This is a genomic window from Streptomyces sp. LS-MS-L19, assembly GCF_058382285.1.
Map to the genome: position 1 here is coordinate 2588101 of NZ_JBYCLL010000001.1, position 23385 is coordinate 2611485.

Below are 23385 nucleotides of genomic sequence, written 5' to 3' on the forward strand. Positions count from 1 at the left end.
TCAGGGGCCCTGACGCCTGTGAGAATCAGGACCATGGAAAGCAGCAGCGCCACGGCGGGCGTCAGCACGCGCCGCGAGGCCACCCGGCAGAAGCTCTACGAGGCGGCCGTCACGCTCATCGCCGAGCAGGGCTTCTCCGCCACCACGGTCGACGAGATCGCCGAGCGGGCCGGAGTCGCGAAGGGCACGGTCTACTACAACTTCGCGAGCAAGTCGGTGCTCTTCGAGGAGCTGCTGCGGCACGGCGTGGGCCTGCTCACCGCCTCTCTGCGGGAGGCGGCGGAAGCGACGGCACGCGCGGGCGGCGGCAAGGTGGACGCCCTGGACGCGATGATCCGCGCGGGCCTCGTCTTCATCGACCGCTACCCGGCCTTCACCCAGCTGTACGTGGCCGAGCTGTGGCGCACCAACAGGACATGGCAGTCCACGCTCATGGTGGTCCGTCAGGAGGCCGTGGCGGTCGTGGAGGGCGTGCTGCGCGAAGGCGTGGAGAACGGCGAGTTCAGCGACGAGATCGACGTCCCGCTGACCGCCTCCGCGCTGGTCGGCATGGTCCTGGTGGCCGCCCTGGACTGGCAGTCCTTCCAACCCGAGCGCTCCCTGGACGACGTACACGCGGCGCTGTCCCGGCTGTTGCAGGGGAGGGTGAGCGGGGGCAGAGGCTGAGGCGGGGCGGCCAGCGACGGCGCGGGGTCGGCATCCGGAACAAGCTCTTCGCCGGCATGCGAAAGCGCCGGTCCGGTGTGGCCGCGTCCCCCGCGGGCCACCTCGAACCGGCGCCTTCTTCCCCCGTGTCCCCCGATTTCCCCCGTGCCCCCCGGTTCCCCCCGTTGGGCCCCCGTTCGGTCGTTCCCCCGCTTTCCGGGTTCCCCCGTGCCTCGCTCCCGCCGACCGCGGCCGGCGGAAGGAGCGGGTCCGGGGCGGCTCCGTTCCGGCGCCCCGTGTCGCCGGTGCCGGAGCCGTTCCCCTTCGCCGTGCCTCCACTTTCCCGTTCACGCAGGTCGGAGCCCATCCGCGCGCGTACTCATCTCACCCCCTAGGTACGGATACTCAGTCCTGCGTGCTCATCCCCAGGACGCCCTGTGGCCGACTGGTTACGATCGCGTCCGTGTCCGTACTCCCCTTGGTGTTCACCAGCGGCTGGGCCAGCGGTGTCAACGCGTACGCGGTGGTGCTGCTGCTCGGCGTGTTCGGCGCGACCGGGCTGAGCGACGACGTCCCCGAAGCCCTACAGCGCCCCGAGGTCCTCACCATCGCGGGCGTGCTGTTCCTGTGCGAGGCGGTGGCCGACAAGATCCCGTACGTCGACTCGGCGTGGGACTCCGTGCACACCGTGGTCCGGCCGGTCGCGGGCGCCTGGGTCGGCGCGCTGCTCGCCGGTCAGAGCGGTTCGCTCAACGACGTGGTCGCGGGTCTGGTGGGCGGCTCGACGGCGCTGGCCAGCCACACGGTCAAGGCGGGCACGAGGATGGCCGTCAACACCTCCCCCGAGCCCTTCAGCAACATCGCCCTGAGCGTGGCCGAGGACCTGGGGGTGGCCGGCATCGTCTCGTTCGCGATATTCCACCCCACGGCGGCGGCGGTCATCGCGGGCGCACTGCTGCTGGCGGGCCTGGTGGTGCTGTACTTCCTGATCTCCCGGATCCGCAGATTCCGCAGACGCAGGGCGCAGCGCAAGGAGGAGAGACAACTGGCGGCACGACCACCTGCCTGACGGGGCACCCACCCCGACCGGCCGGAACTGTCAGTGGCGGCCGATAAAGTCGCAGGCATGGCAAGGATTGCGGTGATCGGCGCCGGGATGGGCGCGATGGCGGCCGCTGCCCGGCTGGCCGTCGCGGGCCACCGGGTGGCGGTGTACGAGCGGACGGAGACGTACGGCGGAGCGGTGCGCCGGTTCGAGCGGGACGGGTTCGCCTTCGACACCGGTCCCGGACTGCTCACGCTCCCCGCGGTCTACCGCGACCTGTTCGTCAAGACCGGCAAGGAGCCGCTGGAGTCGGTCGTCGAGCTGGTCCAGGTCGACCCGTCGTCACGGCACGTCTTCGCGGACGGCACCGAGGTGTCCCTGCCGAACGCGTCCCGCGCGGGAGTCGTCGCAGCGCTCGACGAGGCCCTGGGCGCAGGCGCCGGCGCCCGCTGGGGCGACTTCCTCGTCCGGGCCCGCGAGACCTGGGACCGCACGCGCAGACCGCTCCTGGAGGAGCCGCTGTGGCCCAACTGGTCGGTGCTGGCGGAGCGCGAGCCGTATCCGTCGGTGCCGCACAAGAAGTTCCTGCGCACCCGGCGGGCCGGCACCCTGGCCGAGGTGGGCGCCTGGGAGCTGCGGGACCCCCGGCTGGCGGCCCTGTTGTACGGCCACGCGCTCGCGTACGGCGTGGACCCCGGCACCGCCCCGGCAAGCGCGGCCGTCCTGCCGTACATGGAGCACGCTTTCGGGACCTGGTATGTCCGTGGCGGCATGCGGGAGTTGGCGCGGGCCGTGTACGAGCGGTGCGTCAAGCGCAAGGTCGAGTTCCACTTCCGCGCCGAGGTGACGGGGGTCCTGGAGAAGGACGGCCGCGCGGCAGGCCTGGAGCTGTCCGGCGGGACCGTCGTGGAGGCGGACATGGTCGTCGGCACCGGACCCTGGCGACTGCGCGACCTGGTGACAGGTCGTGAGCTCCACCGCTCGGAGGACGTCCCTCCCGACGCCGAGGACCTGCACCCGGGCCGAGTCGTGGTGTGTCTCGCCCTGAGCGGCCCCCGCGAGCCGGACGCGGTGCACCGCACGGTGGTCCACGGCCCCGACCCGGAGGGCGAGCTGGACCTGTTCCGGCACGGGCAGACGCCCGAGCCCACGATCCGGATCGACCGGCCGGACGACCCGGCCCTGCGCCCCGACGCGGAACACGAGTCCATGGTGCTGACGGCGACCGTGCCGTGCGGGCGGGGGCACGACTGGATCACGCCGGGGGTCGTCGACGCCTTCGCGGAGCGGATGCTCGCGGCGGCCGAGCGGGCGGTTCCGGGGCTGCGGGAGCGAATCCTGTGGCGCGAGGTGCGCACACCGGTGGACACCGAACGGGAGACGGGCGCTCAGGGCGGTGCCGTCCCGCCGCCCTCGCTGGCGGGCGGGGAGGGGACACTGCACCCGTCCAACAGCACCGCGCTTCCGGGCCTGTTCACGGCCGGCGGCTGGTCGCACCCCGGGGGCGGGCTCCCGCACGCCGGGATGTCAGGCGCCCTGGTCGCCGGACTCATCGTGGAGGGGCCGGAGTTCCGCGGCTCCCAGTGAGGGAGCCGCCCGGCGTCAGAAGCGGTACTGCTCGTCGTACCCCTGGCCCTGGTTCTGGTGTCCCTGGCCGCTGTTGTCCTGGTAGTACTGCTGCTCCTGCGGGAGTTCGCCGCCGTACTCGTCGGTGCGCTGCTGCGGCACCCAGACCCCGCCGGCCGGCGTCTCGCCGCCGTAGGTCCCGCCGTACTGGTCGTAGCCCTGCTGGGCGAACTGCTGCTGACCGCCGTAGGAGGTGTCGTACGACCCCGTCCCGTAGGTCTGCGTCCCGATGTACGGGTCGGAGTAGGCGGCGTACTGCTGCTGCCCGCTCGCGTCGTAGCCGTACTGCTGCTGGTCGTAGCCGGAGTAGCCGTCGTAGCCGTACGTCTGGTCGGCGGCGGCCGTCGCGTACTGGTCCTGGGGCTGGCCCGCGGCGGCGTAGGACTGGCCGCCGCCGTAGCCGGCATCGCTGTACACGCCGTAGGAACCGGTGTCGTCGGGCATGGGCTGGGGCTCGTAGACCGAGGTGGTCTCGGCGGCCGTGGCCGAGCGCGCCGGGGTGAAGACGTCGTCGCGGTCGTAGTCGTCGTCGTGACCGTAACCGGCGGTGTCCGGGCGAGACTGGTCGTACCCGGTCTCGTCGCCGTAGGCCGCGGCACCCGAGTCCAGGTCCGAGACGTCCAGCGCGGGCTCCTCGCGGCCGCGCTCCCGGCGGCTCTTCTTGCCGCCGGTCAGACCGCCCAGCGCGGCCGGCGGGTTGACCGCCCAGCCCTGTTCGAAGCCGCGGCGGAACGACAGGGTGACGTAGGTCTGGCCGACCGCGAACGCGATCGCGCCGAGACCGATGACGACGACCTGCGAGATCAGCACGCCGAGGACCACGCCCAGGAAGCCGACGAAGGCGAGCACCCGCCAGCGCAGCCGCGCCTTGTACTGCAACAGCACTTCGCCGAGCAGCCACAGCGCGACGAATCCGAACGCGATGTAGAGGACCGTCCAGCCCATGTACGCCCCTCTCCCAGTGACCGCTACGCAGTGTGTCGTATATCCGTGCGGCCGGTCTAGGCCTGCGGTCGGTGGTGCAGGCCCAGGTTTTCGTAGATTTCCAGCGATGCCGTGGAGTTGTTGAGCGTGATGAAGTGCAGTCCGGGCACTCCCTCGGACAGCAGACGCGCGCAGAACTCCGTGGCGAACTCGATTCCGATCGAGCGTACAGCGGCCGGATCGTCCTTTGCTGTGAGGATCCGCTCTTTCAGGGCGGAGGGGATGATCGCGTTACTGAGCTGCGGGAGCCGCTCCAGCATCCGCACGCTGGTCACGGGCATGATCTCGGGGATGACGGGCGTCGCGCAGCCCGCCGCGTCGACTCGGTCACGCAGGCGCAGATAGGACTCCGGCTGGAAGAACATCTGGGTGATGGCGTAGTCGGCGCCGGCCCGGCACTTGTCGACGAAGTGGGTGACGTCGGTGTCCCAGTCCGCGGAGCGCGGGTGCATCTCCGGGAAGGCCGCGACGCCCACGCAGAAGTCGCCCGACTCCTTGATGAGCCGGACGAGTTCGGCGGCGTAGGTCAGGCCCTGCGGGTGGGCCAGCCAGTCGCCCATGGGGTCGCCGGGCGGGTCGCCGCGCACGGCCAGCATGTTGCGGATCCCGGCGTCGGCGTACTGGCCGATGATGTTGCGCAGTTCGGCGATGGAGTGGTTGACCGCGGTGAGGTGGGCGACCGGGGTCAGGGTGGTGTCCGCGACGATCTGCTGGGTCTCCTTGACGGTGCCCGCGCGGGTGGAGCCGCCGGCGCCGTACGTCACGGAGACGAAGTCCGGGGCGACCGCCTCGACCCTCCTGAGCGCGCTCCACAGGTTTCGCTCACCCTTGGGAGTCTTGGGCGCCGAGAACTCGAAGGAGTACGTCGTCTTGCCCGTGGCGAGCATGTCGCGCACCGTGCGTGCGCGGTCCGTCCTGGTGGATGCGGTTCCGAGGGCCATACCGGAAGGTTAGTCAGGGGGCGGCGGCCACCCAACCGGATCCGGGAAATTTGCCCGGATTGTCGACTTGTTGTCCACCCCTCGGACACCTGAGGCGGTTACAGCGCGTGCCGGAGCCGCTTCGCGAACTCCGCGGCGGCCGCGCCGGGATCGTCCGCCTCGGTGATCGCCCGCACGACGACGACCCGGCGGGCCCCGGCCTCCAGGACCTCGTCGAGGTTGCCGAGATCGATGCCGCCGATGGCGAACCAGGGGCGGTCGGTACCGAGGGCCGCGGTGTACCGGACCAGGTCCAGGCCGGGGGCGTGCCGGCCGGGCTTGGTGGGGGTCGGCCAGCAGGGGCCGGTGCAGAAGTAGTCCACACCGTCCTGCGTCGCGGCCGCGGCGGCCTCCGGCTCGGCGTGGGTGGAGCGGCCGATCAGGACGTCGTCGCCGAGGATCGCCCGGGCGGCGGGGACGGGGAGGTCGCCCTGGCCCAGATGGAGTACGTCGGCGCCGGCGGCGTGGGCCACGTCGGCCCGGTCGTTGACCGCGAGGAGCTTGCCGTGCCGGGCACAGGCATCGGCGAGGACCTCGAGGTGCTCCAGCTCCTCGGCCGCCTCCATGCCCTTGTCCCGCAGCTGCACGATGTCGACGCCGCCGGCCAGGACGGCGTCCAGGAACTCGGCGAGGTCGCCCTGGCGCTTGCGGGCGTCCGTGCACAGGTAGACACGGGCGTCGGCCAGCTGGGCGCGGGCGGTGTCGGGCATGCGTGAGTCTCCCCCGGGTTCGGTGGTGTACGGGCCGTGCTCGACCGCGGCCGCGGCCCCGGCGGGCCCGGCCCGTACGCCGGTGCTGTCAGGTCAGACGGCGAGCGCCTGGGCCCGGCGCTTCACCTCCGTGCCGCGATTCTCGCTCAGGGCCTGTGCGGGGGTACCGGGCAGGCTCTCGTCGGGGGTGAAGAGCCACTCCAGCATCTCTTCGTCGGTGAAGCCGTCGTCCCTCAGGAGCGTCAAGGTGCCGGACAGGCCCTTGACGACCTTCTGCTCGGCCCCGTCGATGAAGGCGGCGGGGACGTGCAGCGCGCGGTTCTCACCACGGCGTACGGCGATGAGCTGGCCCTCCTTGACCAGCTGCCGCACACGCGTCACCTCGACGTCCAGCATCTCTGCGATGTCGGGGAGGGTGAGCCAGGCGGGGACGAGAGCATCGATCTTTGCGTCAATCTCGGTCACGGGATTAAGCGTGCCATCCCGCACTGACAGTCGGAAGCCGGGGCGCCTCCGGCGGGGCCGTCAGGGGGCCTGGACGCCGGTCCACCGACGGGCGTGGACGCGTTCGACCGACTGCGTACGGACGGCCACCCGCGGGACGAAAGGGGTGGAAAGCGGCGGAAAGGAGCCAACCGGAGTCCACCCGCTCCCCACGGCCACTCGCCCGACCTTCCGAGCACCGCTTGCCACGGCCGCCGATCCGCGCCCTCCGAGCACCGCGCGGCCGGCCGCCGCCGGACCGTATGCTGCCGGCCCGGCGCTCACGCAGTCGCCGCCTTCAACGGTCTCGCCGGGTCCGTCAGCAGGTCCGGGACGATCTCCGTGCCCGCCTCGATCAGGCGGCGGCCCTGGGCCAGGTCGCGGGGGCGGCCGACCGCCAGGAGGGCGACCAGGCGGTTGTCGCGGAGCCAGCACACCGACCAGGCGGGGCCGGACGGCTCCCCGCGCCACAGGGTCGTGTCAGCGGCCGCGTGGTGGCCGGCGTACTGGACGAAACGGCCGAACTGCTCGGACCAGAAGTACGGGACCGGGTCGTAGACCGCGGAGGTCTCGCCCAGGACGGCGGCGGCGACCGTGCGGGGCCCCTGGAGGGCGTTGTCCCAGTGGTGGACCATCAGCCGTTCGCCGTACCGCCCCGAGGGGAAGGAGGCGCAGTCGCCGACCGCGTAGACGTCCGGCGCGGAGGTCCGCAGCCGCTCGTCGGCGACGACCTCGCCGTGCGCGCCGAGCTCGATGCCGGAACCGGCGAGCCAGGCCGTGGCGGGCCGGGCGCCGATGCCGACCACGACCGCGTCGGCGGCCACCCGGGAGCCGTCGTCCAGGACGACCTCACCGGGCTCGACGCGCACCACGCGCGCGTGGGTGCGCAGATCGGCCCCCGCGTCGGCGTACCAGGACGTCATCGGCGCGGCCACCTCGGCGGGCAGCGCGCCTGCGAGCGGCCGGTCGGCGGCCTCCACGACCGTCACCGCGCAGCCCGCCTCGCGCGCGGCGGTGGCGAACTCGGCGCCGATCCAGCCCGCTCCGACGACCACGATGTCGTGCCGGCGGGCGAGCACGGGCCGCAGCCGCTCGGCGTCGTCCAGGGTGCGCAGCAGATGCACGCCGGGCACGCCCTCGGTCCCGGGCAGCCGCATGGGTTCGGCGCCGGTGGCGAGGACCAGGACGTCGTACGGCACGACCCCGGCCTCGGTGTCCAGTTCGTGCGCGTCGGGGCGCACGCCCAGCGCCTCGCGGCCGAGCAGCAGTTCGATGTCGAGGGCCTCGAAGTCCACGTCGAAGGCGGAACCCTCGGCCTTGCCCAGCAGGACCGCCTTCGAGAGCGGCGGACGGTCGTACGGCTGATGCGGCTCCGCGCCGATCACCGTGACGGTGCCCTGGAAGCCCTGTTCGCGCAGCGCGACCGCGGTCTGCACGCCGGCCATGCCCGCCCCGACCACGACCACCCGCCGCTGCGCCTGCGTCTGCTCGGTCATTTGATCACCCTAGCCAACTGACAATCAGTCAGTCAGGAGTCGTGCGCCGTGACCTGCTGCACAACCTCGCCGACCTGCTCCACGACACTCGTGCCGCTGCCCGGCTGCGACTCCCACTCCCATGTCTCCTCCAGCCTCACGCGGCCGTCGGGAAGGTCCACGACCGTGGAGAGAGAGCGACCCGAGGACGTCGTCCCGTCGTGCTTGAGCTGGACGTAGCGGAAGTCGAGCCGGTCCCCCGCGCGGGTGCCGACCAGGTGCCCGCGTACGACGTCGCCGCCCGTGTACTCGGCCCAGATCTCCCCGTCCTTCTCGTGGTACGTGAACCGGGTCCGGGTACCCACCTGACCCGGAGCCTGGTCGACGACCGGGGCGAGGACGAGACCGTCGAGCGAGCGTGCCACGAAAAGAGGCTCCCTTACTGAGACATACGGCGTCGGGCTAGGGTGGCCAACGTAGAGCACTCGCGGGAGCCCGGACGCACCGGGCTGAGAGGGAGGCTGGGCGGCCTCCGACCGTACGAACCTGATCCGGGTCATGCCGGCGAAGGGAGGGGCTGGACGCCCATGTCCTCACGTACGTCAGACGTCCTCGTCGTCGGGGGCGGCATCATCGGCCTGGTCACGGCCTGGCGGGCCGCGCAACGCGGTCTTCGCACGGCCGTGGTGGACCCGGAACCGGGCGGCGGGGCCGCCCGGGTGGCCGCCGGGATGCTGGCCGCCGTCACCGAACTCCACTACGGCGAGCAGACCCTGCTCGGTCTGAACCTCGCCTCGGCCCGCCGCTACCCGGACTTCGCGGCCGAGCTCACCGACCTGACCGGGCAGGACCTCGGCTACCGCCGCTGCGGCACGCTCGCCGTGGCCCTGGACGCCGACGACCGCGCCCATCTGCGCGAACTGCACGCCCTCCAGCGGCAGTCGGGCCTGGAGTCGGAGTGGCTGTCGGGGCGCGAGTGCCGCCGACTGGAGCCGATGCTCGCGCCGGGGGTGCGGGGCGGGCTGCGGGTGGACGGCGACCACCAGATCGATCCGCGCCGCCTCACGCGCGCGTTGCTGGCCGCGTGCGAGCGGGCGGGTGTGGTGTTCCACCGCGCGTGGGCGCAACGTCTGCGGGTCGTCCGGGGCCGGGCCGCCGGGATCACCACCACGGACGGCGACGAACTGGACGCGGGCCGGACCGTGCTCGCCGCCGGGAGCCTCAGCGGCCGCCTGGAAGGGGTCCCCGAGGCCCTCCTGCCGCCCGTGCGGCCCGTGAAGGGCCAGGTGCTGCGCCTGACCGTGCCGCCCCGGTACGCGCCCTTCCTGAGCCGTACCGTGCGGGCCGTCGTGCGCGGCAGCCAGGTCTATCTCGTGCCGCGCGAGAACGGCGAGCTGGTGATCGGCGCGACCAGCGAGGAGCTGGGCTGGGACACCACGGTGACCGCGGGCGGGGTGTACGAACTGCTGCGGGACGCGCACGAACTGGTCCCCGGCATCACCGAGCTGCCGCTGACGGAGACCCGCGCGGGCCTGCGTCCGGGCTCCCCCGACAACGCGCCCCTGCTCGGCCCGACGGACCTGCCCGGCCTGCTCCTCGCCACCGGGCACTACCGCAACGGCGTGCTGCTGACGCCGGTCACCGGGGACGCCATGGCGCACGTCCTGACCACCGGCGAACTCCCGGAGGTGGCCCGCCCGTTCACCCCGCGGCGGTTCCTGGAGCGGGTGGAGCAGCCGGCATGAACATCTCCGTCAACGGGGAGCCGCGCCAGTTCGCTCCCGGCACCGCTCTCGACACCGTCGTACGGGCCCTGACCCCGGCGCCCTCCGGGGTCGCCGCCGCGCTCAACGAAACCGTCGTCCCCCGGGCGCAGTGGTCCTCGACCTCCCTCGCCGAGGGAGACCGCGTGGAAGTCCTCACCGCTGTCCAAGGAGGCTGACCCATGGCCGACGATCCCTTTGTCATCGGCGGTACGTCCTTCTCGTCCCGGCTGATCATGGGCACGGGCGGGGCGCCCAGCCTGGACGTGATGGAGCGGGCGCTGGTCGCCTCCGGGACCGAGCTCACGACGGTCGCGATGCGGCGGGTGGACCCCTCGGTGCACGGCTCGGTGCTGTCCGTCCTGGAGCGGCTCGGCATCCGGGTGCTGCCCAACACGGCGGGCTGCTTCACGGCCGGTGAGGCCGTCCTGACGGCCCGCCTCGCGCGCGAGGCCCTCGGCACCGACCTGGTCAAGCTGGAGGTCATCGCGGACGAGCGGACCCTGCTGCCGGACCCGATCGAGCTGCTGGACGCGGCCGAGACCCTGGTCGACGACGGCTTCACGGTGCTGCCGTACACGAACGACGACCCGGTCCTGGCCCGCAGGCTGGAGGACGTGGGCTGCGCGGCGATCATGCCGCTCGGCTCCCCGATCGGCTCCGGGCTCGGCATCCGCAACCCGCACAACTTCCAGCTGATCGTGGAGCACGCGCGCGTGCCGGTGATCCTGGACGCGGGGGCCGGCACGGCCTCCGACGCGGCCCTGGCGATGGAGCTGGGGTGCGCGGGTGTGATGCTCGCCTCGGCGGTGACGCGGGCACAGGAGCCGGAACTCATGGCCCACGCGATGCGGCACGCGGTCGAGGCGGGCCGACTCGCGTTCCGGGCCGGACGGATTCCCCGGCGGCACTTCGCCGAGGCGTCGTCCCCGGCGGAGGGCAGGGCCGTACTGGATCCGGAACGCCCGGCATTCTGAACACACGTTCGACTCGGGACACGAGCAGGTGCGACCTCCGTCACAGCTCGGCTCCAGTACCGCCCCCGTTCCGGCCGAACCGGATGGACTGTCAGCCTCGGCTCGTACACTCGCCTGCGTGGATACGACCCTTCAGGACCCGCTGGTCGGGCAGGTGCTCGACGGCCGCTACCGCGTGGACGCGCGGATCGCGGTCGGCGGGATGGCCACGGTCTACCGGGCCCTGGACACCCGTCTGGACCGTGTGCTCGCCCTCAAGGTGATGCACCCCGCGCTCGCGGCGGACGGGACCTTCGTCGACCGGTTCATCCGGGAGGCCAAGTCCGTCGCCCGGCTGGCCCACCCCAACGTCGTGCAGGTCTTCGACCAGGGCACCGACGGGTCGTACGTCTATCTCGCCATGGAGTACGTCGCCGGCTGCACCCTGCGGGACGTGCTGCGCGAGCGCGGGGCCCTGCAGCCGCGCGCCGCCCTGGACATCCTGGAGCCGGTCCTCGCCGCGCTCGGCGCCGCGCACCGCGCCGGGTTCGTGCACCGGGACATGAAGCCGGAGAACGTCCTGATAGGGGACGACGGCAGGGTCAAGGTCGCCGACTTCGGGCTGGTGCGGTCCGTGAACAACGTGACCAACACCTCCGGAGCGGTCCTGGGCACCGTCTCCTACCTGTCCCCGGAGCAGATCGACCAGCCCGGCATCGCCGACGCCCGGGTCGACGTGTACGCGTGCGGTGTCGTCCTGTACGAGATGCTGACCGGCAGCCAGCCGCACGAGGGCGACTCCCCCGCGATAGTGCTCTACAAGCACCTCCACGAGGACGTACCGCCCCCGTCGGCGGTGGTCCCGGGGCTGCCGTACGAACTGGACGAGCTGGTCGCCTCCGCCACCGCCCGCACCCCGGACCTGCGCCCGTACGACGCCGTGGCGCTGCTCGCGCAGACTCACGAGGCACACAGCAGGCTGACCGCCGAGCAGTTGGACGCGGTGCCCCCGCAGGCGCTCTCCGCGCAGTACGCGGGCGCGGAGAACCGCACAAGCGTGATCCCGCGCTCCCTGACCGTGCCCCGGCCGCTCCCGGTCAACGAGGACGAGCCCGTCCACCGCACCAGCGTCCTGGAGACCCCGCCGCCCCCGCCCCGGCGCAACCGCGCCTCCGGAGGCCGTACCCGGCGCGGACCGCTCCTCCTCATCGCCGCGGTCTTGCTGGCGCTGGGCATCGGGGCGGGCGTCTGGTACATCAACTCGGGCCAGTTCACCCATGTCCCGGCCCTGCTGGCGAAGACCGAGGCACAGGCGCGTGACCGCCTGGACGAGGCGGGGCTGGAGACCGGCAAGGTCACCTACGCCTACAGCGACACCGTCAAGCGCGGCACCGTCATCAGCACGGACCCGGGAGTGGGCAGCCGCATCCGGGACCACGACTCCGTGGCGATCACCGTCTCCAAGGGCCCGCAGACGGTCAAGGTGCCCGACGTGGACGGCTACGAACTGGCCAAGGCGAGAGCCCGGCTGAAGACGGAGGGGCTCAAGCCCGGCATGGTCACCCGGGAGTTCAGCGAGGACGTCCCCAAGGGCTTCGTGATCAGCACGGACCCCGCGGGCGGCACCACACTGCGCGCCGGCTCGGCGATCGCCCTCACCGTCAGCAAGGGCGCCCCGGTCGACGTCCCGGACGTCACCGGCGAGGACCTGTCCGACGCCAGGTCCGACCTCGAGGAGGCCGGCCTGAAGGTGAAGATCGCCCCCGCGCGGGTCAACTCCGAGTACGACGCCGGCCAGGTGGCCCGCCAGAGCCCCGAGCCCGACAGCCAGGCCGCCGAGGGCGACACCATCACCCTGACCCTCTCCAAGGGCCCCGAGATGATCGAGGTCCCGGACGTCACGGGCGACAGCGTCGACGACGCGAAGACCGCGCTGGAGGGCGCCGGGTTCCAGGTCGAGGAGGACCGGGGACTGCTCGGATTGTTCGGCGACACGGTGAAGAAGCAGTCCGTGGAGGGCGGCGACACGGCACCGAAGGGTTCGACGATCACGATCACGATCCGCTGACGCCAGTGTGGTGCCGGGTGCGGTTGTGGGGCGGGTGCGGGTGAGTGGGGGCTGGTCGCGCAGTTCCCCGCGCCCCTGGGTGGGTCATGTGGACGCTCGTGCAGCCGCGTACGGCGTGAAGGGGACGGGGTGGGGGGTGTCCGCCCGCAGCGGCCGGCGTCCGTTACAGGGCCCCTCATAAGCGACCGAGCCGCCGGACCGAGGACGGATACCCCCCACCCCGGCACCGACCCCAAACCGAACCGAACGCGCTACACACGCCCCCACCGGGCCGCAAGAGGCCGCCGCAGGCCCCTCAGGGGCGCGGGACTGTGTCGATATGCGGCTCCGCCGCGTGGGCGCAAAAACGCCCGCCCCCACCAAGCCACACCCGCCAACACCCCTGCACCGCAGCCAATGGGAACCTTGACCGGTGACAACTCAGCGCAACCCCGTCGGCGGCCACGTCCCCGTAGCCGGCGGTCTCAATTCCGTCGGGCTCTCCTACGCCCGTGACCTGAACGCCGAAACCGTGCAGGTCTTCGTCGCCAACCCCCGCGGCTGGGCCACCCCCGCCGGAAACCCCAAGCAGGACGAGGCATTCCGCGAGGCCTGTGCCGACGAGGCGATCCCGGCGTACGTCCACGCGCCCTACCTGATCAACTTCGGCTCCCACACGGAGGCGACGGTCGAGAAGTCGGTCGACTCGCTCCGCCACTCCCTGCGCCGCGGACGCGCGATCGGCGCACTCGGCGTCGTCGTGCACACCGGCAGCGCCACCGGCGGCCGGGACCGTTCCGTGGCGCTGAAGCAGGTCCGCGAGCACCTGCTCCCGCTGCTCGACGAGCTCACCCACGACGACGACCCGTTCCTGCTGCTGGAGTCGACGGCCGGCCAGGGCTCCTCGCTCTGCTCACGTACCTGGGACTTCGGCCCGTACTTCGACGCCCTGGACGCCCACCCGAAGCTCGGCGTCTGCCTGGACACCTGCCACATCTTCGCCGCCGGCCACGACCTGACCGGCCCGAGCGGCATGCACCAGACACTGGACCTGCTGGTGGACACGGTCGGTGAGGGCCGGCTGAAGCTGATCCACGCCAACGACTCCAAGGACGTCGTCGGCGCCCACAAGGACCGCCACGAGAACATCGGCTCCGGCCACATCGGCGAGGACCCCTTCCGCGCCCTGATGACCCACCCCGCGACCGAGGGCGTCCCCCTGATCATCGAGACACCCGGCGGCAAGGAGGGCCACGCGGCGGACGTGGAGCGACTGAAGAAACTCCGGGACAGCTGAAGCAACTCCGGAACGGCCGACACATCCGCCCTTACGACGGCGTCAGCCCACTGCCACCGCAAGGAACGCGAACAGCAACCCCGCCCCCAGCAACGCCATCGACCGCCGCAGCCATCGGTACTTCGCCGAGAGAATGACGCTCACATCCTGGAACTGGGTCAGAAGCCAGCTGAGCCGGTCCGCACCGGCCTCGGCGGTGGCGCGACGCAACGCCTCCAGGTCCGTGGTGGGCAGGCCGTCGGCGTAGTACGTCGGGCCCGGCACCGAGCGGACGGTGCCGGTGCGGGGCAGGACGACCGCGAGGAGCAGCAGCGTGCCGATCGCCCAGAGCCCACCGCCTGTCGCGAGGAGGCCCAGGGCGATGCCCGATACGTCGGACGGCGCCCCTCGGCCCAGCACCAGAGCCGGTACCGCCACGGCGCCCGAGAGCAGGATCGACGCCTTCACGTCCGCCCGGCCCAGGTCCTCCCGCACGGTCAGCAGCAGCCGCTCGGCGACATAGTGCGCGGCCTCCGGTTCGTCCGACGTCACTCGCGGGCCCCTGGTCCGGACTCGTACTCCACTCCCGTGCCCTGCCCTGGGACCGAGTCCGTCGGCGGGGCAGGCGGGGTGGGTGGCGCGTCGGCCGAGGGAAGCGGCGGGACCGGCGGCGCGTCCGCCGGGGGCAGCGGCGGAGCCGGCGGCATCGGCGGTATCGGCAGCGAGGTCGGCGCCTGCGGGAGCCCGTTCGGGAAGACACCACCGGCGACCGTACGGCTGTAGTCGATGAGGGCTTGGACCTGGTCGTCGATCTGATGACGTTGGACCACGCCCTGGTTGATCAGGTTGGTCAGATAGTCCAGGGCACCCTGGCGCTGTTCCCGGGCCTGCTGCTGGAGCACACCCAGAATCTCGTGCGCGCGGCTCGGGTCCTGGGCCAGCATCGTGGCGTACTGGACGGTCTCCCCCGCGGTGATCAGCTTCTGCGCGTCGTCGAGGTTGGCCGCGATCCGCGCCTTGTGTGCGATGTCCATGGCCTCCTGGACCTTGCTGCTCTTCTCCACCGCGACCATCTGCGCCTGGTGGTCTGCGGCGGCCTGACCGAGGTCGATACGGATGAAGACCTGGGTGACCAGGCCGAGGTCGGCGCCGAAGTCGTTCCACCGGCCGCTGGCCAGCTCGTCCTGGATCGCCTCGTCGACCTGCTGGGCCGAGTCCAGGCTGTAGCGCCGGCTGATCCCACGCAACCTGGCCTCCAGCGGCGGCCGGAGCATGCGTTCCACGTCGACCACGCGCTTCTCGGCGGCGCTGTAGAAGTCATGCACCTCCCAGTTGACGTCGGCGCCCGCCTTGAACCGGGAGCGGTCGCCGTAGGTCGGCAGCTCGAGCTGGAAGGAGACCTGGTGCCGGCCCCGGGCGATCCAGCAAACCGAGGTGGGCTTGCCCATCAGCGGCTTGTTGACGTGCTCGGCGCCGCGGACGGTCAGGATGCTGTATCCACCGTTCTTGTAGTAGAGGACCGAGGCCACCTGGCTGTTGCGGTGCCGGTAGGCGGCCTGTGGGGCGAACTCTCGTACGAACGGGCCTCTGAGGTCGTGCGGGAGGACGAACTCCTCGTCCTGACGCGGCCACTGCTGGCCCCACTGGTTGTGCGTCATGGTGTACTCGCTCCCTGGACCGCCCCCCACAGGCGGCGGACCTGCTGTTCGTTCAGTGGTTGATCGGGGTCTTCGGTCAGTTCCCTGATGAGGTCCAGCAGCCGCTCCCGGTCGTCCTGGCTGTGCACCAGCAGCGGCAGGAACCGCTCCAGCCACGGGGCCCAGGGCTGGTCGGCCGAGTCGCGCAGCCAACCGGACAGCGTGTCGACGGCGGCCTCGTAGGACCGTGGGGTCTGGAGGGCCGTCCACAGGAGCCCGGCGAGTTCCGCGGCCAGGGCAGGCCGGACAGCGGCCAGGGCGAGCATCAGGGGCCAGTCGCCGTAACCCTCCAGGTCGTCGTGCCGGTTCCAGAGGTCGACGACCTGGACGGAGGCGAGAAAGACCGTGCTCTGGAGGCCGAGGTCCTGCTGGGGCCGGCGTTCGTCGGACAGCCAGGCGCGGATCCGTTGCGAGGCCAGGCCGTCGGGGTGGGCACCGGCGAAGTGGGCGATCTGGGCGGCCGCGTCGGCCCGCAACCTGCCCTCGTCCCACACGCCGATCCCGCCCAGCAGGTCCAGCGTCTCGCGCGGGGTGGCCGTGGCCCGCCCTCGGCCGAGCACGGCGCCTGCCGTCCAGCGCAGTTGTTCGTCGCCGTGCCGGGCCCAGGAGCCGACCAGGGCGCGGATCGCGCCGGCTACGTCCGACGAGCGCAGGGCCACGTCGAGCACGGTCGCGGCGAACAGTCGGCGACGGGCCGACTTGGCCTGGGCCATGGGCTGGACCAGTTCGTGCACGGTGTGCGAGAGGTCGAGCCGGCACAGCTGTCCGGCCGCGACGGCGGCCCGCACCCAGACCTGGGGCCGGTTGTCCTCGCACAGTCCGGCCAGCCACCGCAGCACCGGTCCGCGCGCGTTGTGCCGGTGCTGCCAGAGATGGCCGAGGACAGCTGGGGCGAGTGCCTCGCCGGCGAACCGCACGGTGCGCACCGGGACCTCCTCGGTACCGACCTCTTCCGTGCCCAGTTCGGCGACGGCGCGGGCGGAGACCAGCCGGGCGTCGACGCCGTCGCTGAACAGCGGGCGCCCCGGGGTGGCCTCCGGATCGACGGTGACGGCCAGTTCCCACGCGAGCACCTCGGCGGCCTCGGCGACGGCGCTGAGCGAAGCCCCGTCGAGTACGGCGACGGCGATCCGGTAGGCCGCGTCGCGCAACCGCTCGGGGGTCTCGGAGCGGACACCGCCGGCGAACCACTCGGCGGCCTGGCTCTCGGCGAACTTCCGGCACTCGGCGAGGAGTTCGTCGTGTGTGAGCTCGCCACGGGTGTTGCGGGCCAGCAGGGTCGCGAAGTGGGCCGCCTCCGAGGGCCGCAGGTCATCGAGCCCCCGCGCCTCCACCACCTCGGGGTCGAGAGCCATGGCCCGGGCCCGCTCGTAGGCGTCGGGTCCCGCCTCGTCGAGTTCGACGGCGAGATGCCCTTCGAGTACGGCGGTCTGGGCGGCCGGGGTGTGGGCCCGGTGGTGACGGCCGCCGCGGGAGAGCACGTCACCGGCTTCGGGGGTGGCCAACAGGACCGCGTACGCCTGCTTGTTGCGGAGCAGTTCGCACAGCCGGTCGAGGCCGGTCTCGTCGGGCACTCCGGTGACGCTGGGTTCCAGCACATAGCCATGGCCCTCGCTGATCTGGCCGTCCTCCAGGGTGTCCGGGTCGGTGCGCGGGTCGAGCCGCGAGACCTGGCCGCGGGTGAGGTCGTCCAGCAGGGACAGCGCGGTGTAGGCGCGGCCGGTGCCGGGCCGGCCGAGCAGGACCAGAAGCCGTCCGCCGCGGAGCTGCTCGCGGTGGCCGTCGTAGTCATCGGGCTCCTGGAACACTCGGCGCAGCCTGCGCAGTTCGTCCTCGGGGAGCGGGCCGGCCAGCAGCCGCTCGGCCGTCTGCCCGCCGTAGAAGTTCATGGTGTGGACGGAGCCTGAGCTGATGAGAGTCCCGGAACCGTGCGAGGACACGGTCGACCGGTAGATGCGGGAGGCGGCGGCCGCCGCTCCGGGCAGTGCGTCCTCGCCGAGCGGGTCGGCGGCGGCCCCGCCGATGACGCCGGGCTGGGGCTGCTCGGGGCCGGTACCCTGCTCGGCGCCCGCGGAATTGTCCGGCTCGGCCTTCTGCTGCGGCTGCTGCTGGGGTTTCGGACTGCCCTGGGCGGGTTGGGGATTCGGCGCGTTCACCGGTCACCGCCGTGCTGGTTGATGTGCAGTGTGTCGACCTTGCTGTTGGCGATGAACTGGCCGCTGCCGTGGTGGTGGTTGTTCTGGACGTAGCTGTCCCCGCTGCCCTGGGACGCCGGCTGTTCGGGCGGGGTGCCCGGCGCCGGTGTCGCCGGGGTCCCCGGCTCAGGTGGCCGGGGCAGCCCCGGAACCATGAACCAGGCGGCTCTGCGGCCCTCCTTCAGCTCCACCTCGTGCCGGCGGTAGTGGTCGGGTTCCACCCAGCGTCCGCCGGCGAGGACGACGTCCTCGTACAGCCGGTCGGAGGCGACGACCACCAACGGCGAGCCGACCGCGGCCTTGAGGATCGCCTTCGCGGTGTCGCAGTCGCCCAGCCGGCAGGCCAGGTCGACGGCTCGCCCGGAGCGGCCGTGCGCGTCGGCGGTGACCGGGCCGATGTGCAGGCCCACGCGCAGCCGCAGCGGCTTTCCCAGGTCACGGTTGAGCTGACGCAGGTTCTGGTGCAGGTACTCCAGCCACTCCCCCACCACCCGCTTCGGCGGCACGTCAGGAGCCAGGACGCTGAGGATGCCGTCGCCGCGGTCTTCTTGGTAGAGCCGCGGAGCGCGGATGCCGGCCTGCGTGAAGGCAGCGCCGGTGACCTCGTAGAGTCTGCGCCGCATCTCGGGTTTCTCGGTGTCGGACAGCAGGCCCGAGCCCTGTGCGTCCACGTTGACGATGAAGCCGTACGCGGCTTCCCCCTCCATCGTTCTCTCCTCCCTGCCGTCCCGTCCGTGCGCCGGCTCCATGGATGGTCGCGGAGCCGGCCGAGCACCGCTGTAGCCGTTTACACAGCAGTCGCCCGGTGTTTCTAGGTCTGTGTGCCAGGGGACTGTCCGGTGGCGAGAAGGCGGAGCGGATCCAGGTCGGCGACAGCGAGGGTGCCGGGGCCGGTGCGGACCAGACCCTGTTCGCGTAGCAGACGCAGGGCTTTGGCGACGGCCTCGCGAGTGGACCCCACGGAGGCGGCCAGTTCGTGCTGGGCGAGGGGCAGCCGTAGGGTCACCGCTTCGTTCTCGGGTCGGCCGGTGCGGTCGGCGAGTTCGACCAGGCGCTCGGCGAGCCGCTGCAACACCGTCATGGAGGCGAGAGCCCGGCGTTCGTGGTCCGCGCTGCGCAGCCGCTCGGTGAGCTGGCTCATCATCAGCGCGTTGGCGTGTGGCCGGGAGGCGAGGAAGTGCCGGAAGCGCTCGCCCGGTACGACCAGGCCGGTCACCGGGCCGAGGGCGCTCACCGAGGCGCTGCGGGGCCCGCCGTCGAGTGCGGCCATGTCACCCACGGCCTCGCCGGCCCGTCTGAGGGCCAGGATCAGTCGGCCGCCCCGCTCGGTCGGCGTCCACACCGTGCACCAGCCGCTGAGCAGGACGACCACGAACGTGGTGCGGTCGCCCTCAGCGAGGAGCGTGTCGTGGGGCAGGTATTCATGCCGGGTGCCGAGGCCCGATAACGCCTCGCGGTCGGCCGGGCCGAGGCCCCCTAAAAAGGTATGCCGCTCTCCGAACAGCCCCACCGTCGTCCCCCGTGCCGCGCTCCCCCGGATCGGACCGCAAGCGGAACCCCCCGGGGCCCCTCGGATCCGTTCCCGCCCGGCGTTTCCCTCCAGGCAGGAATCTCAGCGTAGCGCTCTGGGCACGGAATGTGCCGACCGTTACCGGAACGACGTCAGAACCTTCACAGGAATACCCCCAGGGGGTATATGGTTGGAAGCAGCCGGAAGGATCCGTCACCTGACACCGGGGGTCAGCCATGGACCATGAGCACGCCGCACACAGCCACACCGACCACGAGCACGCCGCACACAGTGGCGCCGCACACGCCGGCGCCACCTGGACCACCGCCATTCAGGCCACCCTCCACTGCCTCACCGGCTGCGCCATCGGTGAGGTGCTCGGCATGGTCGTCGGCACCGCGCTGGGCTGGGGGAATCTGCCGACGACCGTCCTGGCGATCGTGCTCGCCTTCTTCTTCGGCTACTCCTTCACCCTCTACGGCATCCTCAAGGCCGGCCTCGGTCTCGGCGCGGCCGTCAAGGTGGCCCTGGCCGCCGACACCCTGTCCATCGCCGTGATGGAGCTGATCGACAACGGGGTGATCGTCCTGTGGCCGAACGCCATGGACGCGGAACTCGCCGATCTGCTGTTCTGGGCGTCACTGGCGATCTCACTGGTCATCGCGTTCGTGGTGACCGTGCCGGTCAACAAGTGGATGATCGGCCGCGGCAAGGGACACGCCGTGGTCCACCAGCACCACCAGCAACACGGGCACCAGGCACACTCGGAGCACCACGGCCACTGAGCCTCACAGCTCCGGACCGTCCCCCGGCTCCTCCTGGTAGGAGTAGCGCTGCTCCTTCCAGGGGTCGCCGACGTTGTGATAGCCGCGCTCCTCCCAGAAGCCGCGGCGGTCGGCGGTCATGTACTCCACGCCACGGACCCACTTGGGCCCCTTCCAGGCGTACAGATGAGGCACGACCAGGCGGAGCGGAAAGCCGTGTTCCGCGGTGAGCGGCTCGCCGTCCTTGTGCGTGGCGAAGATCGTGCGCTCGGACGCGAAGTCGGCCAGGCGGAGGTTGGAGCTGAAGCCGTACTCGGCCCAGACCATCACATGGGTGACGGCGGGCGCGGGCGGGGCGATCTCCAGGACGGTGCGGGCGGGGACACCGCCCCACTCGCAGCCGAGCATGCTGAACTTCGTCACGCAGTGCAGATCGCCCACGACACTGGTGTACGGCAGTGCCGTGAACTCCTCGTGGTTCCAGCACTGCTTCCCGCCGTCCGCGGTGGCGCCGAAGACCCGGAACTCCCAGCGCTCGGGCCGGAACTTGGGCACCGGGCCGTAGTGCGTGACCGGCCAGCCACGCTGGAGCCGCTGCCCCGGCGGAAGCTCGGAGTGCGCCGCCGCTCCACCCTCGCGCTCCACCGGCTGACCCATGCCTTCCATCCTGACAGACCCGAGGGGATGCACCTGACCAGGCACCTCTCAATCCCTACCAAAATGGACTAAGCATGCCCTTACTTACTAAGTGAAGACTTACTGGACGATCTTCTTCGCCGGTGCGAGGATGCGGCGCAACCTGCCAGTTCCCCACGGTTGGAAGGAGCCCCGCGATGCAGGGCGACCCCGAGGTCATCGAATTCCTCAACGAGCAGCTCACGGGCGAGCTCACCGCGATCAACCAGTACTTCCTGCACGCGAAGATGCAGGAGAACTTCGGCTGGACGAAGCTCGCGAAGTACACGCGGCACGAGTCGTTCGACGAGATGAAGCACGCCGAGGTGCTCACCGACCGCATCCTCTTCCTGGAGGGACTGCCGAACTACCAGCGGCTCTTCCACGTCCGCGTGGGCCAGACCGTCAAGGAGATGTTCGAGGCCGACCGGCAGGTCGAGGTCGAGGCGATCGACCGCCTCAAGCGCGGCATCGAGGTGATGCGCGCCAAGGGAGACATCACGTCGGCGAACATCTTCGAGTCGATCCTCGCGGACGAGGAGCACCACATCGACTACCTCGACACACAGCTGGAACTGCTGGAGAAGCTCGGCGAGGCGCTCTACATCGCGCAGCTGATCGAACAGCCGGAGAGCTAGGCGGCCTCCTCGAGATCGGAGAGGACCGGGTCGACCACGGCCGCCCTGGTCGGGCACGCCCCCCGGCCCAGGATCGCCTGGATGCGCCGTACGCAGGAACCGCAGTCGGTGCCCGCCTTGCAGGCGGAGGCGATCTGGCGCGGCGTGCAGGCGCCGTTCTCCGCGTGCTGCTTGACCTGCGTCTCGGTCACACCGAAGCAGCTGCACACGTACACGCGGATTCACCTCCCGCCGGGATCGTTAAGGCTAACCTAACCTTACCCGGCGCCGGGTGGCCACAAAAGTGGCGTGGGGCGCGGATCGTATGTGATCCGCGCCCCACAGCCGTCTCAGGGACTCACTGGTCCCGGTACATCTCCGCCACGAGGAACGCCAGGTCGAGCGACTGGCTGCGGTTCAGCCGCGGGTCGCAGGCCGTCTCGTAGCGCTGGTGCAGATCGTCGACGAAGATCTCGTCGCCGCCGCCCACGCACTCGGTGACGTCGTCACCGGTGAGCTCGACGTGGATGCCGCCCGGGTGGGTGCCCAGGCCCTTGTGGACCTCGAAGAAGCCCTTGACCTCGTCGAGCACGTCGTCGAAGCGGCGGGTCTTGTGACCGGAGGCCGCCTCGAAGGTGTTGCCGTGCATCGGGTCGGTCACCCAGGCCACGGTCGCGCCGGACGCGGTGACCTTCTCGACCAGCTCGGGCAGCTTGTCGCGGACCTTGTCGGCGCCCATGCGCACGATGAAGGTCAGCCGGCCCGGCTCACGGTCCGGGTCGAGGCGCTCGATGTACTGGAGCGCCTCCTCGGCCGTGGTCGTCGGGCCCAGCTTGATGCCGATCGGGTTGCGGATCTTCGAGGCGAACTCGATGTGCGCGTGGTCCAGCTGCCGGGTGCGCTCACCGATCCACACCATGTGCGCCGAGACGTCGTACAGGTGCCCGGTGCGGGAGTCGACGCGGGTGAGCGCCGACTCGTAGTCCAGCAGCAGCGCCTCGTGCGAGGAGTAGAACTCGACCGTCTTGAACTCCTCCGGGTCGGTGCCGCAGGCCCGCATGAAGTTCAGCGCGTTGTCGATCTCCCGCGCGAGCTGCTCGTAGCGCTGGCCGGAGGGGGACGACTTCACGAAGTCCTGGTTCCAGGCGTGCACCTGGCGCAGGTCGGCGTAGCCGCCGGTGGTGAAGGCGCGCACCAGGTTCAGCGTGGAGGCGGAGGCGTGGTACATCCGCTTCAGCCGCTCGGGGTCCGGGATCCGGGCCTTCTCGTTGAACTCGAAGCCGTTGACGGAGTCGCCCCGGTAGGTGGGCAGCGTCACGCCGTCGCGGGTCTCGGTGCCCTTGGAGCGCGGCTTGGAGTACTGACCGGCGATACGGCCGACCTTGACGACCGGCACCGAGGCGGCGTACGTCAGCACGGCGCCCATCTGGAGCAGGGTCTTGAGCTTGTTGCGGATGTGGTCGGCCGACACCGCGTCGAAGGCCTCGGCGCAGTCGCCGCCCTGGAGGAGGAACGCCTCTCCCTTGGCGACGGCCGCCATCCGGGCGCGCAGCTGGTCGCACTCGCCCGCGAAGACGAGCGGCGGATACGACTCGAGGTCCGCGATCACTGCGCGCAGAGCCTCGGTGTCGGGGTACTCGGGCTGCTGCGCCGCGGGCAGGTCTCGCCAGGTGTTGCCAGCACTCGCGCTGGTCTTAGCGTTCACGGTCACGGCCTCAACATTACGGGGTCGTGTCGGGCCTGCTGCGCCATGCCCATCAAATGAGACACCGGAACCGCTCCCCGGACATGGGGTAGGGTTCCGCCCATGTTCGCGCACTCGACCCAGAACTGGTGGTGGACCGCTCATCCGGCGGCCCACTGACTGCGCGTACGCAAGACTTCGCGAAGGCCGCCCGAGGGGCGGCCTTCGGTGTTTCCGGGGTCGTTCCTCACCG

At 71.4% G+C, this 23385-nt stretch carries 25 protein-coding genes and 1 riboswitch; of the genes, 11 read left to right on the forward strand and 14 right to left on the reverse strand.

Annotated features, from left to right (window positions below; all coding sequences use genetic code 11):
• Positions 1 to 33 precede the first annotated feature (33 nt).
• The 3 genes from AC2XR2_RS11435 to AC2XR2_RS11445 all read left to right on the forward strand — a co-directional run bounded on the left by AC2XR2_RS11435 (position 34) and on the right by AC2XR2_RS11445 (position 3277).
• Positions 34 to 666, forward strand: a complete 633-nt coding sequence (locus tag AC2XR2_RS11435; RefSeq protein ID WP_330267526.1) for a TetR/AcrR family transcriptional regulator — start codon at positions 34 to 36, stop codon at positions 664 to 666.
• Positions 667 to 1108: 442 nt separating this feature from the next.
• Positions 1109 to 1714, forward strand: coding sequence for a DUF4126 domain-containing protein (locus AC2XR2_RS11440; RefSeq protein ID WP_491514956.1), 606 nt, complete (start codon positions 1109 to 1111; stop codon positions 1712 to 1714).
• Positions 1715 to 1771: 57 nt separating this feature from the next.
• Positions 1772 to 3277: a phytoene desaturase family protein gene (locus tag AC2XR2_RS11445; protein ID WP_491514957.1), complete on the forward strand. Its 1506-nt coding sequence runs from the start codon at positions 1772 to 1774 to the stop codon at positions 3275 to 3277.
• Between the two features lie 15 nt (positions 3278 to 3292).
• On the opposite strand, the gene AC2XR2_RS11450 is transcribed toward AC2XR2_RS11445, so the two are convergent.
• The 6 genes from AC2XR2_RS11450 to AC2XR2_RS11475 all read right to left on the reverse strand — a co-directional run bounded on the left by AC2XR2_RS11450 (position 3293) and on the right by AC2XR2_RS11475 (position 8373).
• Entirely contained in the window at positions 3293 to 4261 is a 969-nt protein-coding gene (locus tag AC2XR2_RS11450; protein WP_491514958.1) for an SCO2102 family sporulation regulator, read from the reverse strand.
• Positions 4262 to 4317: 56 nt separating this feature from the next.
• Positions 4318 to 5241, reverse strand: a complete 924-nt coding sequence (gene metF / locus AC2XR2_RS11455; protein WP_356465868.1) for a methylenetetrahydrofolate reductase [NAD(P)H] — start codon at positions 5239 to 5241, stop codon at positions 4318 to 4320.
• A gap of 98 nt (positions 5242 to 5339) precedes the next feature.
• The gene (gene thiE, locus AC2XR2_RS11460; RefSeq protein ID WP_381308352.1) at positions 5340 to 5990 is read right to left on the reverse strand and encodes a thiamine phosphate synthase; all 651 of its coding nucleotides are present in this window, start codon (positions 5988 to 5990) and stop codon (positions 5340 to 5342) included.
• A gap of 93 nt (positions 5991 to 6083) precedes the next feature.
• A complete protein-coding gene (locus AC2XR2_RS11465; protein ID WP_123760175.1) occupies positions 6084 to 6455 on the reverse strand; it encodes an Rv2175c family DNA-binding protein in 372 nt (123 codons plus the stop codon).
• Positions 6456 to 6754: 299 nt separating this feature from the next.
• Positions 6755 to 7969, reverse strand: coding sequence for an NAD(P)/FAD-dependent oxidoreductase (locus AC2XR2_RS11470; protein WP_381308348.1), 1215 nt, complete (start codon positions 7967 to 7969; stop codon positions 6755 to 6757).
• A 32-nt stretch (positions 7970 to 8001) separates the two neighbouring features.
• Entirely contained in the window at positions 8002 to 8373 is a 372-nt protein-coding gene (locus tag AC2XR2_RS11475) for an avidin-fold protein (RefSeq protein ID WP_491514959.1), read from the reverse strand.
• A gap of 52 nt (positions 8374 to 8425) precedes the next feature.
• Positions 8426 to 8538: riboswitch (TPP riboswitch) on the forward strand.
• Between AC2XR2_RS11475 and thiO the strand changes: the two genes are divergently transcribed.
• The 5 genes from thiO to AC2XR2_RS11500 all read left to right on the forward strand — a co-directional run bounded on the left by thiO (position 8536) and on the right by AC2XR2_RS11500 (position 14011).
• Positions 8536 to 9693, forward strand: a complete 1158-nt coding sequence (gene thiO / locus AC2XR2_RS11480; protein WP_330267518.1) for a glycine oxidase ThiO — start codon at positions 8536 to 8538, stop codon at positions 9691 to 9693. It overlaps the preceding riboswitch by 3 nt.
• Complete coding sequence (thiS, locus tag AC2XR2_RS11485) at positions 9690 to 9890, forward strand: sulfur carrier protein ThiS (protein WP_491514960.1); 201 nt, start codon at positions 9690 to 9692, stop codon at positions 9888 to 9890. The genes thiO and thiS overlap by 4 nt, the downstream gene beginning before the upstream one ends.
• A gap of 3 nt (positions 9891 to 9893) precedes the next feature.
• Positions 9894 to 10688, forward strand: coding sequence for a thiazole synthase (locus tag AC2XR2_RS11490; protein ID WP_449353476.1), 795 nt, complete (start codon positions 9894 to 9896; stop codon positions 10686 to 10688).
• A gap of 118 nt (positions 10689 to 10806) precedes the next feature.
• Positions 10807 to 12735, forward strand: a complete 1929-nt coding sequence (pknB, locus tag AC2XR2_RS11495) for a Stk1 family PASTA domain-containing Ser/Thr kinase (protein ID WP_491514961.1) — start codon at positions 10807 to 10809, stop codon at positions 12733 to 12735.
• Between the two features lie 412 nt (positions 12736 to 13147).
• A complete protein-coding gene (locus AC2XR2_RS11500; protein ID WP_491514962.1) occupies positions 13148 to 14011 on the forward strand; it encodes a deoxyribonuclease IV in 864 nt (287 codons plus the stop codon).
• A gap of 42 nt (positions 14012 to 14053) precedes the next feature.
• On the opposite strand, the gene AC2XR2_RS11505 is transcribed toward AC2XR2_RS11500, so the two are convergent.
• The 5 genes from AC2XR2_RS11505 to AC2XR2_RS11525 all read right to left on the reverse strand — a co-directional run bounded on the left by AC2XR2_RS11505 (position 14054) and on the right by AC2XR2_RS11525 (position 19392).
• Entirely contained in the window at positions 14054 to 14542 is a 489-nt protein-coding gene (locus AC2XR2_RS11505) for a Pycsar system effector family protein (protein ID WP_391193029.1), read from the reverse strand.
• Complete coding sequence (locus AC2XR2_RS11510; RefSeq protein WP_491514963.1) at positions 14539 to 15648, reverse strand: hypothetical protein; 1110 nt, start codon at positions 15646 to 15648, stop codon at positions 14539 to 14541. The genes AC2XR2_RS11505 and AC2XR2_RS11510 overlap by 4 nt, the downstream gene beginning before the upstream one ends.
• Positions 15645 to 17843, reverse strand: a complete 2199-nt coding sequence (locus AC2XR2_RS11515; protein ID WP_491514964.1) for a hypothetical protein — start codon at positions 17841 to 17843, stop codon at positions 15645 to 15647. Before AC2XR2_RS11515 ends, AC2XR2_RS11510 begins: the two co-directional genes overlap by 4 nt.
• Positions 17840 to 18589 (reverse strand): nucleotidyl cyclase domain-containing protein, encoded by a 750-nt coding sequence (locus tag AC2XR2_RS11520; RefSeq protein WP_491514965.1) that lies wholly within the window; start codon positions 18587 to 18589, stop codon positions 17840 to 17842. Before AC2XR2_RS11520 ends, AC2XR2_RS11515 begins: the two co-directional genes overlap by 4 nt.
• Before the next feature lie 104 nt (positions 18590 to 18693).
• On the reverse strand, positions 18694 to 19392 hold the full coding sequence (locus AC2XR2_RS11525) for a Crp/Fnr family transcriptional regulator (RefSeq protein ID WP_491514966.1): 699 nt from the start codon (positions 19390 to 19392) through the stop codon (positions 18694 to 18696).
• Positions 19393 to 19628: 236 nt separating this feature from the next.
• Between AC2XR2_RS11525 and AC2XR2_RS11530 the strand changes: the two genes are divergently transcribed.
• On the forward strand, positions 19629 to 20177 hold the full coding sequence (locus AC2XR2_RS11530; RefSeq protein ID WP_491514967.1) for a DUF4396 domain-containing protein: 549 nt from the start codon (positions 19629 to 19631) through the stop codon (positions 20175 to 20177).
• 3 nt (positions 20178 to 20180) lie between these two features.
• Here AC2XR2_RS11530 and AC2XR2_RS11535 read toward each other — a convergent pair whose 3' ends face one another.
• Positions 20181 to 20813, reverse strand: a complete 633-nt coding sequence (locus AC2XR2_RS11535; protein ID WP_381304268.1) for a sulfite oxidase-like oxidoreductase — start codon at positions 20811 to 20813, stop codon at positions 20181 to 20183.
• A gap of 176 nt (positions 20814 to 20989) precedes the next feature.
• Between AC2XR2_RS11535 and bfr the strand changes: the two genes are divergently transcribed.
• Positions 20990 to 21469 (forward strand): bacterioferritin, encoded by a 480-nt coding sequence (bfr, locus tag AC2XR2_RS11540; protein WP_007381448.1) that lies wholly within the window; start codon positions 20990 to 20992, stop codon positions 21467 to 21469.
• Here bfr and AC2XR2_RS11545 read toward each other — a convergent pair.
• Both AC2XR2_RS11545 and AC2XR2_RS11550 read right to left on the reverse strand, forming a co-directional pair.
• Positions 21466 to 21684 (reverse strand): (2Fe-2S)-binding protein, encoded by a 219-nt coding sequence (locus AC2XR2_RS11545; protein WP_330267511.1) that lies wholly within the window; start codon positions 21682 to 21684, stop codon positions 21466 to 21468. The genes bfr and AC2XR2_RS11545 overlap by 4 nt on opposite strands.
• Before the next feature lie 122 nt (positions 21685 to 21806).
• Positions 21807 to 23159 carry a class II 3-deoxy-7-phosphoheptulonate synthase gene (locus tag AC2XR2_RS11550; protein ID WP_381304265.1) on the reverse strand — a complete coding sequence of 451 codons (1353 nt, stop codon included), beginning with the start codon at positions 23157 to 23159 and terminating at the stop codon, positions 21807 to 21809.
• A gap of 96 nt (positions 23160 to 23255) precedes the next feature.
• Here AC2XR2_RS11550 and AC2XR2_RS11555 point away from each other — a divergent pair, with 96 nt between their 5' ends.
• Positions 23256 to 23312, forward strand: coding sequence for a trp operon leader peptide (locus tag AC2XR2_RS11555; protein WP_071528813.1), 57 nt, complete (start codon positions 23256 to 23258; stop codon positions 23310 to 23312).
• Positions 23313 to 23385: the final 73 nt, after the last annotated feature.